The sequence below is a fragment of the Bordetella petrii genome (assembly GCF_000067205.1).
In the GTDB taxonomy this organism is placed as follows: domain Bacteria; phylum Pseudomonadota; class Gammaproteobacteria; order Burkholderiales; family Burkholderiaceae_B; genus Bordetella_A; species Bordetella_A petrii.
In genome coordinates this window covers 2,678,656-2,694,112 of record NC_010170.1, presented here as the reverse complement: position 1 = coordinate 2,694,112, position 15,457 = coordinate 2,678,656, and the positions used below count along the sequence as shown (strand labels likewise).

The 15,457-nt window shown below is 67.4% G+C and carries 15 protein-coding genes; 10 read left to right on the top strand and 5 right to left on the bottom strand.

All coding sequences use genetic code 11. The features are described 5' to 3' along the window. Positions 1–18: 18 nt before the first annotated feature. Entirely contained in the window at positions 19–996 is a 978-nt protein-coding gene (locus BPET_RS13010; protein ID WP_012249484.1) for a Bug family tripartite tricarboxylate transporter substrate binding protein, read from the bottom strand. Positions 997–1,251: 255 nt separating this feature from the next. Here BPET_RS13010 and BPET_RS13005 point away from each other — a divergent pair, with 255 nt between their 5' ends. The 10 genes from BPET_RS13005 (at position 1,252) to BPET_RS12960 (ending at position 10,293) form a co-directional block, all read left to right on the top strand. Further along, a complete protein-coding gene (locus BPET_RS13005; protein ID WP_012249483.1) occupies positions 1,252–4,164 on the top strand; it encodes a monovalent cation/H+ antiporter subunit A in 2,913 nt (970 codons plus the stop codon). Then, entirely contained in the window at positions 4,164–4,508 is a 345-nt protein-coding gene (locus tag BPET_RS13000) for a Na+/H+ antiporter subunit C (RefSeq protein ID WP_012249482.1), read from the top strand. Before BPET_RS13005 ends, BPET_RS13000 begins: the two co-directional genes overlap by 1 nt. Beyond that, a complete protein-coding gene (locus BPET_RS12995) occupies positions 4,505–6,130 on the top strand; it encodes a monovalent cation/H+ antiporter subunit D (RefSeq protein ID WP_041862884.1) in 1,626 nt (541 codons plus the stop codon). Before BPET_RS13000 ends, BPET_RS12995 begins: the two co-directional genes overlap by 4 nt. Beyond that, the gene (locus tag BPET_RS12990) at positions 6,130–6,606 is read left to right on the top strand and encodes a Na+/H+ antiporter subunit E (RefSeq protein ID WP_012249480.1); all 477 of its coding nucleotides are present in this window, start codon (positions 6,130–6,132) and stop codon (positions 6,604–6,606) included. The genes BPET_RS12995 and BPET_RS12990 overlap by 1 nt, the downstream gene beginning before the upstream one ends. Then, a complete protein-coding gene (locus BPET_RS12985; RefSeq protein ID WP_012249479.1) occupies positions 6,603–6,884 on the top strand; it encodes a K+/H+ antiporter subunit F in 282 nt (93 codons plus the stop codon). The genes BPET_RS12990 and BPET_RS12985 overlap by 4 nt, the downstream gene beginning before the upstream one ends. Next, positions 6,881–7,252 (top strand): monovalent cation/H(+) antiporter subunit G, encoded by a 372-nt coding sequence (gene mnhG / locus BPET_RS12980; protein WP_012249478.1) that lies wholly within the window; start codon positions 6,881–6,883, stop codon positions 7,250–7,252. The genes BPET_RS12985 and mnhG overlap by 4 nt, the downstream gene beginning before the upstream one ends. Positions 7,253–7,337: 85 nt before the next feature. Then, positions 7,338–7,868, top strand: a complete 531-nt coding sequence (locus BPET_RS12975; protein WP_012249477.1) for a hypothetical protein — start codon at positions 7,338–7,340, stop codon at positions 7,866–7,868. Positions 7,869–7,953: 85 nt separating this feature from the next. After that, positions 7,954–8,802, top strand: a complete 849-nt coding sequence (locus tag BPET_RS12970; RefSeq protein WP_012249476.1) for an HAD family hydrolase — start codon at positions 7,954–7,956, stop codon at positions 8,800–8,802. Between the two features lie 7 nt (positions 8,803–8,809). Beyond that, on the top strand, positions 8,810–9,304 hold the full coding sequence (gene tadA, locus BPET_RS12965; RefSeq protein WP_012249475.1) for a tRNA adenosine(34) deaminase TadA: 495 nt from the start codon (positions 8,810–8,812) through the stop codon (positions 9,302–9,304). Beyond that, positions 9,301–10,293, top strand: coding sequence for an LD-carboxypeptidase (locus BPET_RS12960; RefSeq protein WP_012249474.1), 993 nt, complete (start codon positions 9,301–9,303; stop codon positions 10,291–10,293). The genes tadA and BPET_RS12960 overlap by 4 nt, the downstream gene beginning before the upstream one ends. Before the next feature lie 33 nt (positions 10,294–10,326). On the opposite strand, the gene BPET_RS12955 is transcribed toward BPET_RS12960, so the two are convergent. The 4 genes from BPET_RS12955 to BPET_RS12940 all read right to left on the bottom strand — a co-directional run bounded on the left by BPET_RS12955 (position 10,327) and on the right by BPET_RS12940 (position 14,945). Continuing rightward, entirely contained in the window at positions 10,327–11,118 is a 792-nt protein-coding gene (locus BPET_RS12955) for an enoyl-CoA hydratase/isomerase family protein (RefSeq protein ID WP_012249473.1), read from the bottom strand. 29 nt (positions 11,119–11,147) lie between these two features. Then, a complete protein-coding gene (locus BPET_RS12950) occupies positions 11,148–13,079 on the bottom strand; it encodes a TRAP transporter large permease (RefSeq protein ID WP_012249472.1) in 1,932 nt (643 codons plus the stop codon). Then, positions 13,076–13,699, bottom strand: coding sequence for a TRAP transporter small permease subunit (locus BPET_RS12945; RefSeq protein WP_012249471.1), 624 nt, complete (start codon positions 13,697–13,699; stop codon positions 13,076–13,078). The genes BPET_RS12950 and BPET_RS12945 overlap by 4 nt, the downstream gene beginning before the upstream one ends. A 124-nt stretch (positions 13,700–13,823) precedes the next feature. Further along, positions 13,824–14,945, bottom strand: a complete 1,122-nt coding sequence (locus BPET_RS12940) for a TRAP transporter substrate-binding protein (RefSeq protein WP_012249470.1) — start codon at positions 14,943–14,945, stop codon at positions 13,824–13,826. Positions 14,946–15,457 lie beyond the last annotated feature (512 nt).

The following is a 15,457-nucleotide window of genomic DNA, read 5'->3' as shown; positions in this document are numbered from 1 at the left end:
GCGGCCGGCGGTCGCGGCTTAGTTCAGCCGGATGTGCTGCTCATCGGCGATGCGCTTGCGCAGTTCGAGCTCGCGCTTGATCTGGGCCGCGTACTGCTCGGGCGTATTGCCATCGACCAGAGCGCCGCGCTCTTCGAGGCGCTGGCGGATGGCCGGGTCTTGCAGCGTCTTCACGGCCGCGTCGTGCACGCGCTTGACGATGGCGGGCGAGACGCCGGCCGGCGCCACCAGGCCATACCAGGCCATGTTGTCCATGGCGGGCAGGCCCGCTTCGGCGAACGTGGGCACATCGGGCAGGCCGGCCACGCGAGCCGGGGCCGCCACGGCCAGCGCGCGCAGCTTGCCAGCCTGGATGTGCGAAATCGACGAGGGCAGGTTGTCGAACTGGGCGCTGACCTGGCCGGCCAGCGTGTCGTTCAGCGCCGGGCCCGAACCCCGGTACGGCACATGGATCATGTCGGTACCGGTCAGCGACTTGAAGAGTTCGCCGTCCAGGTGCGAAATGCTGCCCGTGCCGGCCGAGGCATAGCTGTAGGTGCCGGGCTGCGATTTCAGCAGGGCGATGAATTCCTTCAGGGTCTTGGCCGGCGTTTTCGGGTTCACCGTCAGCACGTTGGGCACGTTGACCAGGTTGGTGATCGGCGTGAAGTCTTTCAGCGGATCGTACGGGGTCTGCGCATTGGTGGCGGGGTTGGTGGCCATGGTGCTGACGGTGGCCACGCCGATGGTGTAGCCGTCGGGCGCGGCCTTGGTCAGGGCTTCGGCGCCGATCGCGCCGCCGCCGCCGCCGCGGTTCTCGACCACCACGGGCTGGCCCAGTTCGCGGCTCAGGCCGTCGGCCACGATGCGGGCCACCAGGTCGGTGGTGCCGCCGGCGGCAAAGGGCACCAGCAGGCGCACGGGGCGTTCAGGGTAGCCCTGGGCCTGCGCGCCGGAGCCGATCAGGCAGGCCACGGCGAGCAGGGCGGTGTTGAAAAACGGGTTCTTCTTTAACATGAGGTCTCCTGTATGCGTCCGCCACGACAGGGCGGGCGCGGGCGCATTATTGCATCGGCAACCCCAAGCGTCGTGCGAACCTTACAAGAATCTGATATTTTTCGGGGTGGATTCCTGGCCGGCTTCTTCGACGCGCTGGCGTCGCGGTCGCGGCGTCGCTGCAACGGCGCGCCACGCCAGGCTTCCGAGTAACGTCACCCGGCCGTATGCTTGACTCACGCCCACGAGACAAGCCGCTGGTCCTCCCGGAACGCCATGTCGCTGATTCTCATCCTCGCTCTGCCGTTTGCCGGCAGCCTGTGTGCCGCGCTGCTGCCGTCCAACGCCCGCAACGCCGAGGCCTGGCTGGCCGGCCTGACGGCGCTGGCATGCGTGGTGCTGGTGGCCGGCCTGTATCCACAGGTGGCCGAAGGCGGCGTGATCCGGGCCGACCTGGCATGGGCGCCGGCGCTGGGCCTGCAATTCACGCTGCGCATGGACGGCTACGCGTGGCTGTTCGCGCTGATCGTCTCGGGCATGGGCGCGCTGGTGGTGCTGTACGCACGCTACTACATGTCGCCCGAAGACCCGGTGCCGCGTTTTTTCTCGTTTTTCCAGGCCTTCATGGCCGCCATGCTCGGCGTCGTGCTGTCGGGCAACCTGATCCAGCTGGTGCTGTTCTGGGAAATGACCAGCCTGGCCTCGTTCATGCTGATCGCCTATTGGCACCACCGGCTGGACGCCAAGCGCGGCGCGCGCATGGCGCTTACCGTCACGGGCGCCGGAGGCCTGTGCCTGCTGGCCGGCGTGCTCATTCTGGGCCATATCGTCGGCAGCTACGACCTCGACCGCGTGCTGGCCGCCGGCGACCTGGTCCGGTCCGACCCGTGGTACCCGGCCGTGCTCATCCTGCTCGCGCTGGGGGCCCTGACCAAAAGCGCCCAGTTTCCGTTCCAGTTCTGGCTGCCCAACGCCATGGCCGCGCCCACGCCGGTGTCGGCCTACCTGCACTCGGCGACCATGGTGAAAGCCGGCGTGTTCTTGCTGGCGCGCTTCTGGCCGGTGCTGGCCGGCACCGAAGAATGGTTCTGGATCATCGGCGGGGCAGGGCTGTGCTCGCTGGTGCTGGGGGCATACGCCGCCATCTTCCAGCAGGATATGAAAGGCGTGCTGGCGTATTCCACCATCAGCCATCTGGGCCTGATCACGCTGCTGCTGGGCATGAACAGCTCATTGGGCCTGGTGGCCGCCATCTTCCACATGGTCAATCACGCCACGTTCAAGGCGTCGCTGTTCATGGCGGCCGGCATCGTCGACCACGAAACCGGCACGCGCGACCTCGGCCGCTTGAGCGGCTTGCGGCGCGCCATGCCCATCACCGCCACGCTGGCCATGGTGGCGGCGGCGGCCATGGCCGGGGTGCCGCTGCTCAACGGCTTCATCTCGAAAGAAATGTTCTTCGCCGAGACCACCTTCGTCAGCGGCGACCCGCTCATCCAGTATGGCCTGCCGGCGATGGCCGTGTTGGCCAGCGCTTTTAGCGTGGCCTATTCCCTGCGTTTCATTCTGCAGGTCTTTTTTGGCCCGCCGGCGCACGACTTGCCGCGCGCGCCGCACGAGCCGCCGCGCTGGATGCTGGTGCCCAGCGCCTTGCTGGTGCTGATGTGCCTGGTGGTGGGCGTGATCCCGGGCATTACCGTCGGGCCTTTCCTGCACGCCGCCGCGCAGAGCGTGCTGGGCGCCGACATGCCCGAGTACAGCCTGGCGGTGTGGCATGGCCTGAACCTGCCGATGCTCATGAGTTTCGTGGCCATGGCGGGGGGCATCCTGCTGTACCTGGCGCTGCGGGCGCGCCAGCAGGCCCAGCCGGGCAAGGTGCCATTCATTTACCGCTTCGATGGCCGCCGCTCGTTCGAATTCCTGCTCGACCATTCCAGCGTGGCGGCTGGCTGGGTGCTGAACCGCATTGCCTCGCCACGCCTGCAGGTGCAGATGGTGCTGATCGTGGTTGGCGCGCTGCTGGTGGCGTGGCTGCCGCTGCACCATGGCCGCTGGAACGACGCGCCGACCCCCATCCTGGCGCTCGATCCGGCCTTTGCCGCGCTCTGGGTCGTGGGCGGCATCTGCGCCATCGGCACGGCGTTCCAGGCCAAGTACCATCGTCTGGCCGCGCTCATCCTGGCGGGCGGGGCGGGCCTGGCCACCTGCCTGACCTTCGTCTGGTTTTCGGCGCCCGATCTCGCCCTGACACAGCTGGCCGTCGAGGTCGTCACCGTCGTGCTGCTGCTGTCCGGCCTGCGCTGGCTGCCGCGCCGCATCGAGGGCAGCCTCGAAGGCGAGCGGCACGAAACCCGCGCGCGCCTGCGGCGCACCCGCGACGTGATCATCGCAGCAGTGGCGGGCACGTCGGTGGCGGCGCTGGCCTACGCCATGCTGACGCGCACGCCGGGCCACACCATCTCGTCGTTCTTCGTCGACCATGCCTTGCCGGACGGCGGCGGCACCAACGTGGTCAATGTCATCCTGGTCGACTTCCGCGGCTTCGACACGCTGGGCGAAATTACCGTGGTGGGCATCGTTGCTCTCACGGTGTATGCCTTGCTGCGGCGCTTCCGGCCCGCCACCGAAAGCGCCGACATCCCGGTGCAGCAGCGCGACCCGGCCAGCGCGCCCAGCGCCGCGCCCGACATCCGGGCGGATCTGCCCGCTGGCCCCATGGCCCTGCCGGCCGTGCTGGTGCGCCTGGTGCTGCCCATTGCCGCCATGGTCTCGGCCTACCTGCTGCTGCGCGGCCACAACCAGCCGGGCGGCGGCTTTGTAGGCGGGCTGGTAATGGCCACGGCGGTGATCCTGCAATACATGGTGGGCGGGGTTTATTGGGTCGAATCGCGCAGCCGGCTCAATCCGCAGCACTGGATCGCGCTGGGCCTCTTGTGCGCGGGCCTCACCGCGATGTCGGCCTGGCTGGCCTCGCGGCCGTTCCTGTCGGCGCTGGCCTGGGATGTCCCGGTGCCGCTGCTCGGGCACATCCATCTTTCCACGGTGCTGCTGTTCGACGTGGGCGTCTATATGCTGGTGGTCGGCGGCACGCTGCTGATGCTGGTCGCGCTGGCTCACCAATCGCTGCGCGCGCAACGCAAGGCAGCCGCCGAAGCTCAGGCGGCCGCGCAACAAGGAGGTACCGCCTGATGGAACTGATATACGCCGCCGCCATTGGCGTGCTGGCCGGGTCGGGCGTGTGGCTGATCCTGCGCCCGCGCACGTTCCAGGTCATCATGGGGCTGACACTGGTGTCGTACGCCGTCAACCTCTTCATTTTCGGCATGGGCCGCCTGACGGTCGGCCGCCCTCCGGTTGTCGACCCGGCGGTCGCGCCCGACCCGTCCACGCTGGCCGATCCGTTGCCACAGGCGCTGGTGCTTACCGCCATCGTCATCGGCTTTGCCACCACCGCGCTGTTCCTGGTGGTGCTGCTGGCCTCGCGCGGCCTTACCGGCACTGATCACGTCGATGGCAGGGAGTCCGAATCTTGATCGATTGGCTGCAACATGCGCCCATGTATCCCATCGCGGTGCCGCTGCTCGCCGGCGCGGCGATGCTGCTGCTGGGCGACACCCGCCGCGGCGTGCGGGCCGGCATCGCGGTGGCCTCGGGGCTGGCCCAACTGGCGGCCGCGGTCGCGCTGCTGGCGCTGGCGGCCGGGGCAGGGGGGCACTGGCCATCGGGCGTCGGCGTCTATTTGCCGGGCGACTGGCCCGCGCCGTTCGGCATCGTGCTGGTGGTCGATCGCCTGTCGGCCATCATGCTGGCGCTCAACGCGGTGCTGGGCCTGGCCGCGCTGATCTACGCGCTGGCCCGCTGGGATCGCCTGGGCGTGCATTTCCATCCGCTGTTCCAGTTCCTGCTCATGGGCCTGAACGGCGCCTTCCTCACGGGCGACCTGTTCAATCTGTTCGTGTTCTTCGAAGTGCTGCTGGCCGCGTCGTATGGGTTGCTGCTGCACGGTTCCGGCGTGGCGCGGGTCGGCGCGGGGTTGCATTACATTGCCGTCAACCTGGTGGCGTCGTTCCTGCTGCTGATCAGCATTGCGCTCATCTATGGCGTGACCGGCACCCTGAACCTGGCCGACCTGGCCGTGCGCGCGGGCACGCTGCACGGCAGCGAGCGCCTGCTGTTCGAAGCCGGCGCCGCGGTGCTGGGGCTGGCCTTCCTGGTCAAGGCGGGCGCCTGGCCGCTGAACTTCTGGCTGGTGCGCGGCTACGGGTCGGCCAGCGCGCCGGTGGCGGCGGTGTTCTCCATCATGACCAAGGTCGGCATTTACGCCTTGCTGCGCATTGGGTCGCTGCTGCTGCCCACCGGCGCGCCGGCGGCTTTCAGCCTCGACTGGATGTTCGCCGCCGGGCTGGGCACGCTGGTGTTCGGCGCCGTCGGCCTGCTGGCCACGCAGCAGCTCGAACAGATGGTGGGCTATTGCGTCATCATCTCGGCCGGCACGCTGCTCACGGCGCTGGGCATGCCCGGCGTCACCCTGACCGGGCCGGCGCTGTTCTACCTGCTCAGTTCGGTGCTTACCACCGGCGCCTTCTTCCTGCTGGTCGAGCTGGTCGAGCGTACCCGCACGTTCGGCGCGAATGTGCTGGCGGTCACCATGGACATGTTCGACCTCGACGACCCCGAAACGCCCAATCGTTCCGATGACGTGGTGGGCGTGGCCATTCCCGCCGCCATGGCTTTTCTGGGGCTGGCCTTCGTGGCCTGCGCCTTGCTGGTGACCGGCCTGCCGCCGCTGTCGGGCTTCGTGGCCAAGTTCTCGCTGCTGTCCGCGGCGGTCAGCGCCGCCAATGCGTCGGCGCAGCCGGCTGACGCCTGGATTCTCGTGGCGGCGGTACTGGTGTCGGGCCTGGCGGGCATTGTGGCATTCGGCCGGGCCGGCATCCGCATCTTCTGGAGCGCCGACGAGCGCAGCACGCCGCGACTGCGCATCAGCGAGGCCGGCCCCGTGGCCGTGCTGATCCTGCTGTGCGTGGGCCTGGCGGCCGGGGCAGGGCCGGTGTCCACCTACCTCGACGAAGCCGCGCGCACGCTCGACCAGCCGGCCCTGTACATCGACGCCGTGCTGTCGGCCGACACGGCCCGTACCCTGGAGGCACGATAATGCGGCGCGCCTATCTGCTGCTGTTGCCCGCGGTGCTGCTGGTCTTATGGCTGGTGCTCAACGAATCGTTATCCGCCGGGCAGGCGGTGCTGGGGCTGGCCCTGGCGCTCTGGCTGGGATTCGCGTCCAGCCGCCTGCGGCCGCTGCGCAGCCGGCCGCACAAGCTGTGGCTGTTGCCGGGCCTGCTCTGGCGCGTGGCGGTCGACATCGTGCGATCGAATATCGCGGTAGGGCGGCTGATCATCGATTTCCGGCGCGATTTTTCGCCGGGCTACGTGCATGTTCCGCTCGACCTGCACGACCCGCATGCGCGCGCGCTACTGGGCTGCATCCTCACATACACGCCCGGCACCGTATGGGTCGACGTGTCCGACGATTTACTGACGCTGCACGTGCTCGACCTCGAAAACGAACAGGCCTGGATCGACCTGATCAAGCAGCGCTACGAGCGCACCCTGAAGGAGATCTTCGAATGAACCTCGTCTTGTACTGGGCCGCGTCGTTCGCCTTGCTCTGCTTTGTGCTGGGCATGGCCTGCGGCACCGTGCGGCTGGTGCGCGGGCCGACCGCGCAAGACCGCGTACTGGCGCTCGATTCGCTCTACATCAATGGCATGCTGGCCATGCTGGCCTTCGGCGTGCGGTCCGGCACGTCCGTGTATTTCGACGTGGCGCTGCTGATCGCGCTGTTCGGGTTCGTAGGCGCGACGGCCATGGCCAAGTTCCTGTTGCGCGGCGAGGTCATCGAACCATGAGCGCCGACATCCCTCTGTGGGCGGGCATTCCGGCCAGCATCCTGCTGGTGGCGGGCGGCCTGCTGGCGCTGGTCGGCTCGGCTGGCCTGCTGCGCTTCAACAATTTCTTCTGCCGCATCCATGCGCCCACCCTGGGCAACACCCTGGGCGCGGGCTGCGTGCTGGTGGCGTCGATGCTGGTGTTCTCGGCCGTGCAGCAACGGCCGGTGGTGCATGAGGTGCTTATCACGCTGCTGCTGTTCATTACCTCGCCCGTTACCGCCATGCTGCTGATCCGCGCCGCGGTCTATCGCGGCCGCCGCCAGCGCGGCGAATCGTATCCGACCGCTACGTCGCCCCGCACCCGTTACGGTCGGACGGATTTGTAACATCTGCATTCGCCATCGGCATCGTCTTTCCCGTACCGTAAATAAACGGCCGCGCCTGGCGCGGCACAGCAACAAGGAGCGGAAGATGAACATGCGACGTATGCAAAAACTGTACTGCGCCCTGGCATTGGGCGCGGGCGTGGCCGGCATGCCGGCCGCCCAGGCAGCCGGCGCGGCGGCGTCCGGCTCCATCGAGGCGCAGTACCAATCCGATGTGCAGCGCTGCAACAGCGGCCAGACCAACCAGGACCGCGCCACCTGCCTGCGCGAAGCCGGCGCGGCGCGCGAAGAAGCACAGCGCAAGCGCCTGGATAACGGCCAGTCGGCCAACTACGACGCCAATGCCACGGCCCGATGCAACAAGCTGCCACAAGGCCAGCGCGAAGATTGCCTGCGCCAGATGTCGTCGCCCACCAGCGTGCAGGGCAGCGTTGAAAGCGGCGGCGTGTTGCGCGAGACAGTAATTCCCGTGCCGGCGCAGCCTTCGGGCGCCGTGCCGGCCACGACGGCTCCCGGGGCGATGCCCGGCGCCGTGCCGCCGGCCCCCGTGCCGCCGGGCGCCGCGCCTGGCACGACGGCTCCGGGCATGCCCGCCACACCCGTGCCGGTGCGCTAGGGCGGCGGGCCGGACTGCGGCCGCGGCAACGTCCGCGGCCGCAATCAGGCAAAATGTCGCCTATCGACGACTTTGCGCTGCATTCATGTCCGACGTCATCGCCCTGATATTCGACTTCGACGACACGCTGGCCCCCGACAGCACGTCCGGCTTCCTGGACAGTATGGGGGTGGATACGGCCGCCTTCTGGAAAGACAAGGTCGGCCCGCTGCTGTCCGACCACGACTGGGACCCGGTTCCGGCCTACCTGTACCAGATGATCGAACTCTCGCGCAGTGGCGCGCACGGGCTCATCACACAGCAGCGCCTCGCCCAGTGGGGCGCCAGCCTGCCACTGCACGACGGCGTGCCCACGCTGTTTCAGCGGCTGCGCGCCGCGGTGCGGGCCGAGCATCCCCAGGTGCAGCTCGAGTTCTACCTGATTTCCAGCGGCATCGGCGACGTGGTGCGGGCCACGCCCATCGCGCACGAATTCACCGAGATCTGGTCGTCCGAATTCGTTTATGGCCCTGACGGCGGCATCGCGTTTCCGCGCCGGCTGGTCAGCTTCACCGACAAGACCCGCTACCTGTTCCACATCCAGAAGGGCATTATCGGGCGCGAGTTCCGCAACAAGCCGTTCGAGGTCAACCGCAAGGTACCCGAAGACCGCCTGCGCGTGCCGTTCGACCAGATGGTCTTCGTGGGCGACGGCTATACCGATATTCCGTGTTTTTCGCTGATCCGCCGCGCCGGCGGCTTCGCCTTCGGCGTCTGGGATCCGAAGCACCGCGACAAGCGCAGCCGGGCCTGGGGCTTCATCGAGGAAGGCCGGGTGTCCAACCTGAACCAGGCGCGCTACGACGAAGACGCCGAGCTGTACCAGTGGCTTGAAGAGGCCGTCACCAGCCTGGCCGGGCGCATCGCGCTGAAGTCGCGGGTGTACCGTGGCTGACGCCGGCATGGCGCCGCTGCCGGCTGCGCCGCAGCCCGGCGACGCCGACTTCATCGCCCTGGCGCTGCAACAGGCCGAAGCCGCCTGGCAGGCCGGCGAAGTGCCGGTCGGGGCCGTGGTGGTCGATGCGCAGGGGCAGGTGCTGGGCGCCGGCTACAACCGCACCATCACCGACAGCGATCCCACCGCGCACGCCGAGATCGTGGCGTTGCGCGCCGCCGCGCGGCGCCTGGGCAATTACCGGTTGCCGGGCGTCAGCCTGTACGTCACGCTGGAACCCTGCGTCATGTGCATCGGCGCCATGCTGCACGCGCGGCTGGCGCGGGTCGTCTACGGCGCCGCCGATCCCAAGACCGGCGCCTGCGGCAGCGTGCTCGACGTGGGCGCGGTCGTGCGGCTCAATCATCAAACCACCATCACCGGCGGCGTGCTGGCCGAACCCTGCGGCAATCTGCTGCGGCAGTTCTTCCGCGCGCGCCGCGCCAAGGAATCCCCCACATGAACACCCCGCATCGCCCCGCGCATGGGCAGCATGGCCATGTCTGCGCCGACGACTGCGACCATGACCATCACGGCCATGATCACGGCCAGCCGCCCGCCGCCGGCGGCATCTACCTGATTTCGCCATCGTCGGCTGTGCGCGACCCGGCTACCGTGCAGCGCGCCTGCCAGCGGCTGGCGCAAGAGGGCTTCAAGACCACGGTCGACCGCGCCGCGCTGGCGGTGCGGCAGCGCTTCGCGGGTACCGAAAAGCAGCGCCTGGCCGGTCTGGCGCGCGCCATCCGCCAAAAGCACCCCATCGTCATGGTCACGCGCGGCGGCTACGGCCTGAGCCGCCTGCTGCCCGACATCGATTGGCGCGCCATGGCCGACAGCGGCAAACGCTTTGTGGGCATGAGCGATTTCACCGCGTTCAACCTGGCGCTTCTGGCGCAGACCGGGGCCGTCAGCTATTCGGGCGCGACGGCGGTGGCCGATTTCGGCGGCGACCAGGTCGACGACCTGACCGCCGCGCTGTTCGGCGAGCTGATGCGCGGCGAGCTTGAGATCCTGAGCTTCGAGACGCCCGACGCCGATCCGGTGGATTGCCGGGGCATCCTGTGGGGCGGCAACCTGGCCACGCTGGTGTCGTTGCTGGGCACGCCGTACATGCCACGCGTGCGCGGCGGCATTCTGTTCCTGGAAGACGTGGCCGAGCACCCGTACCGCGTCGAGCGCATGCTGGCGCAGCTATGGCAGGCAGGCGTGCTGCAACGCCAGAAGGCCATCGTGCTGGGCTACTTCACCAACTACCGGCTCGCGCCGCACGACGCCGGCTACGACATGCCCGAAGTGCTGAAGTGGCTGCGCCGCACGGTCAAGGTGCCGGTGGTCACGGGCCTGCCGTACGGGCACATCGACACCAAGGCAACCCTGCCCGTTGGCAAGAAAGTGGGCCTGGCCACCGAGCCGGGCATGGCGCACCTGGTCATCGACGAACACCATCATTAACCAGGTGTACCCGGGTGTCTGACGCCCGGGCGCCTATTCTTCCCGCGGCACCCAGCGCGGCGCGCGTTTTTCCAGGAACGCAGCAATCCCTTCGCGCCCGTCCTCGGTCGCGCGCTGCGCGGCGAGGCGGGCGGCGGTATCTTCCAATACCTCCGCATCGATGGCCCGGCCCGCAAGCTCGCGGATCAGACGTTTCGATTCCGCCAGCGCGTGCGGCGAGGCCAGCATGAAATGCCCCAGCAGTTCATTGATGCGGGCATCCAGTTCATCGGTCTCACACAATTCGTGCACCAGGCCCATGCGCCATGCCTCGGCGGCCTCGAAGACTTCGGCGCTCAGGAACCAGCGGCTCGCCGCGCGCGGTCCGATGGCCCGCAGCACGTACGGCGAGATCATGGCCGGTATCAGCCCCAGCCGGGTCTCGGTCAGGGCGAAGCGCGCCTCGCGGGCCGCCACCGCAATATCGCACGCCGCCGCCAGCCCCATGCCACCCGCCATGCAGGCGCCATGCACCCGCGCGATGGTGGGCTTCGGGCAGGTGTGGACGGTATGCAGCAGCGTGGCCATGGCCAGCGCGTCGGCGCGGTTGTCGGCTTCGCCGGCCTGGGCGCTGTGGCGCATGGCGTTCAGGTCGGCGCCCGCGCAGAAAGCCTTGCCGCGCCCGGCCAGGACGATGGCTCGCACTTCGCGGTCGTCGCCCAGGGTCATGAAGGTTTCGGTCAGCTCGGCAATCAGGCGCGCGTCCAGCGCGTTGCGCACCTCGGGCCTGGCCAGCCAGACCACCGCGGTCTGGGGGCCGTACGCGACTTCCAGCGTTTGCAGCATTTGCAGCTTCCTTCAAGAACGGACCAGGCTCAACGGTACAACACGGTAGGCAGCCACAGGCCGATTTCCGGGAACACATACAGCAGGAAAATCGCCACCACCTGGATGCCCATGAACGGCATCATGCCCAGGAAAATCTGGTTCAGCGTCACATGTGGCGGCGATATGCCCTTCAGATAGAAGGCCGACATGGCCACCGGCGGCGACAGGAACGCGGTCTGCAGGTTCAGGGCCACCAGCAGGCCGAAGAACAGCGGATCGATATCGAAGGTGATCAGCAGCGGCACGAAAATCGGCATGAAAATCACGATGATCTCGGTCCATTCCAGCGGCCAGCCCAGCAGGAAGATAATGACCTGCGCCAGCAGCATGAACTGGATTTGCGTCAGCCCCAGCGACAGCACCCATTCCTCGATGATGCGCTGCCCGCCCAGCAGCGCGAACGCGGCCGAGAAAATCGACGACCCGACGAACAGCCAGCACACCATGGCGCTGGTCTTGGCCGTAAGAAAGACCGATTCTTGCAGGATGGGCATGTTCAGGCGCCGGTACGCCAGCGCCAGCAGCGCGCCGCCCATCGCGCCCATGGCCGCCGCTTCGCTGGGCGTGGCCAGGCCGAAGGTGATAGAGCCCAGCACCGCGGCGATCATCAGCGCCAGCGGGAAGAACGAGCCCATCAGCATCTTGAAGATTTCCAGGCGCGCCCAGGTCAGCAGGGCATAGAACACCGCCAGCAGCGCCAGGCACACGCCGAAGAATATCCAGTAGCCTCCTGGCGCGGGCTGGCGGGCCGGCCCGGACTCGGCGTCCGGTTCGGCCGGGGCCTGCACGCCGGCGTCCGCTTGCGCGGCCGGCGCGCCGGGCGGTTCGGCCACACCGCCCTCGGCGGCCGGCGGCTCGGCGAGCCCGCCGTCTTCCGTGGGTGGCTCGGCCAAGCCGCTGCTGTAGTCGTCGCCACCGCCCAGGCGCAGTTCATCGGGAATCTCATACACCACTGGCGGTTCGGTCACCATGTAGTACACCGATCCCGTCAGCACGGCGAAGGCCAGCAGCGGAGCCAGCGCCAGCATCATGTTGCGCGACAGGAAGCGCATCGACACGGCGCTATTGCGGCGGCCCTTGAACAGCGTGGCCAGCATGCCGGCCATGGCATGCGTATAGCCCTGGCGCGACAGGGCCTCGGCGTCGGCGGGCAGGGGAATGCGCCGCTCTTCGGCCGTCAGCGGCGGCGCCATGTCCGGCCGCAGCTTGGCCACCATCATCACGTACGCCACGTACAGGCCGGCCAGCATCAGGCCGGGAAAGAACGCGCCCGCATACAGCTGCACCACCGACACGCCGGTAGTGGCGCCGTAGACGATCAGCATCACCGAAGGAGGCAGCAGGATGCCCAGGCAGCCGCCCGCGGTGATAGAGCCCGCCGTCAGGCGCACGCTGTAGCCGGCCTTCAGCATGGCCGGCATGGCCAGCAGCCCCATCAGCGTCACCACCGCGCCGACAATGCCGGTGGCGGTGGCGAAGATGGCGCAGGTAGCCAGGGTAGCCACCGCCAGCGCGCCGGGCAGCCGGGCCAGGGCCAGGTGCATGGAACGGAACAGCTTCTCGATCAGGTTGGCGCGTTCGACCAGGTAGCCCATGAACACGAACAAGGGCACCGAGATCAGCGCGTCATTGGTCATGGTGGCGTACGTGCGCTGCACCATCAGGTCCAGGGTCTGCCGCACCGAATGCTGGATGTTCGGGTTCTGCAGGTAATAGGCCAGGAAGGTGAATATCACGCCCATGCCCATCAGCGTGAACGCGGTGGGAAAGCCCAGCATGATCGCCACCACGATCAGCGCCAGCATCAGCAGCCCAAGGTGGCCGGTGGTGATGTCGTGCCAGGGCGTCAGGAAGCCGATCATCGCCAGCACGATGGCGATGCAACTCAGGCCGAACCACAGTGCCTTGTGGATCTTCATCGCGCCTTCTCCTCGTCGATAACGTAGCGGTCGAGCCGCGCGATGTCTTCGTCTTTGACGTGCACCATTTCCTTGAGTTTGTCGACGTCCACTTCTTCCACGTCTTCGGCGCGCGATGGCCAGGCGCCGTGGCGCAGGCACAGGACGCAGCGCGCGATCTCGGCCAGACCCTGCAGCAGCAGGAACGCGCCAGCGATCGGAATGAAAGCCTTGAAGGGATAGATGGGCGGCCCGTTCGCCATCAGCGAGGAATGCTCGCGAATCGCGATGGATTCGCCCGCGTAATACCAGCCGGCCCACACCATGGCCACCACGCCGGGAATGAAGAACGCGATGTACAGAATGATGTCCAGCCCGGCCTGCACGCGCGCCGGCAGGAAACCGTACAGGATGTCGCCGCGCACGTGGCCGTTCTTGGCCAGCGTGTAGGCGCCGGCCATCATGAACAGCACGCCGTAGTACATCAGTTGCAGGTCGAAGGCCCAGGCGCTGGGGGTGTTGAACAAATACCGGGCCATTACCTCCCAGCATATGTGTACGGTGAGTACCACGATAAGCCAGGCGAAGGCCTGGCCCACGAAGGTGGACAGGCGGTCCACCATGCGTATCAGCTTGAGCATCGGGCGCGATCCAGGTCGGGAAATAGGGCGGCGGCAACGACGCACCCGCCTGCCGGACCGGAAACAGGGTCCGGCCCGGGGCAGGCGGGTGCGCGGCCGCGGCGGTGCATCAGCCGGCGGCGGGTCAGGCCGCGGGTTTGCGCGCGAAGTAGTGGTTGAACGCCATCCGGTAATTCACGGACGTATCGTTGTGCCAGCGTCCGGCCCGTTGGGCGAACGCGCGCTGCGACTCCAGCACTTTCTTGAACAGCGGGTTCTCGGCCGAGCGCTTCTCGATCATGTCGTCCCAGATCTTGAGCTGTTGCTGCAGAATCGCATCGGGCGTCTTGTAGAACTTGACGTTGTGCTCTTTCTGCAGCTTGACGTAGTCGGAGGAATAGCGGTCGGCCGCTTTCCAGGACATGTCGGCGCTGGCGGCCTGGGCCGCGTAGGCCAGGATGTGCTTAAGATGCTTGGGCAGCGCTTCGTATCTGTTCTTGTTAAACAGAATCTCGAACTGCTCGGCGCTCTGGTGAAAGCTCTGCAGCATGCAGATCTTGGATACGTCCTGGAAGCCCAGGGCCAGGTCGGACGAGGCATTGTTGAATTCGGCGCCGTCCAGCAGCCCACGGTCCAGGGCCGGCACGATCTCGCCGCCAGGCAGGGCGTTCACCGCCGCGCCCATCGCCGAATACATGTCGATGGCCAGGCCCACGGTGCGGAACTTCAGGCCCTTGACGTCGTCCGTCTTGGTGACCGGCTTCTTGAACCAGCCGAAGGGCTGCGTGGGCATCGGGCCGTACATCATCGACACGACGTTGACCCCCATGGCTTGCTGGATCTCGGCCAGCAACTCTTTGCCGCCGCCGTATTCGTGCCAGGCCAGCAGCATGTTGGCGTCCATGCCGAACGACGGGCCCGATCCCCAAAGGGCTACGGCGGTGTTTTTGCCGTACCAGTAGGCCACCACGCCATGGCCGCCGTCCAGTGTGCCGGCCGACACGGCGTCCAGCAGGTCGAAGGCTTTTACCACCGCGCCGGCGGGCAGCACTTCGATCTTGAGCTGGCCTTCGGCCATGTCATTGACCTTGCGGGCGTAATCTTGCGCGAATTCGTGAAAAATGTCGTTGGAAGGCCAGGTGCTCTGGAAGCGCAGGGAAATGGGCGAGCCCTGGGCGCGGCTGATGGCGGGAAATCCCAACGCGGCGGCGCCGACCGAGGTGGCGCCGGCGATAAAACGGCGGCGGGAAGAGGCGGGGTGTTGCATGGCTTGTTGTCTCCAGAGTGAACTGCATGAACCAGCTTGTTGTGAACAACGTGTGGGGCAGCATGAAGCAAGGACAAAGCGCAATGCATGTAGCAGGGCGTCCGCAGGCGGCGTTAATACGTTGATAGCGCAAACATAGGACGCATCCGGATTAAACCGTGCTGAACGTATTCTGACAATTGTCTGACGGTCGGGAATAACCCCTATGGGGCGGGGAGGGGATTTTGTGCTTGTTGCTTGAGGTTTGAAGGTTGGGTTTTTGGGAGGCTCTGAGGCCTGGTATGGCGTCTGTTTTGAGGCGGTTCCGGGTTCGTTCCGGGTGGTTCCTGTCCGTTGGGGTCGGCAGCGGCGCTGGCGCCCGTCCGTCGGGCTCGGGCGCAACCACGCGCCCTCGGCCTGCTGCGCAGGCTGCCCCGCCGGCCAACGCGCCGGCGCCGCTGGCCGACCCCAACGGACAGGAACGGCGCGGGTCAATGCACGCGGGCTGGCGCGCGGGGCCGGGCCGGGCCGGG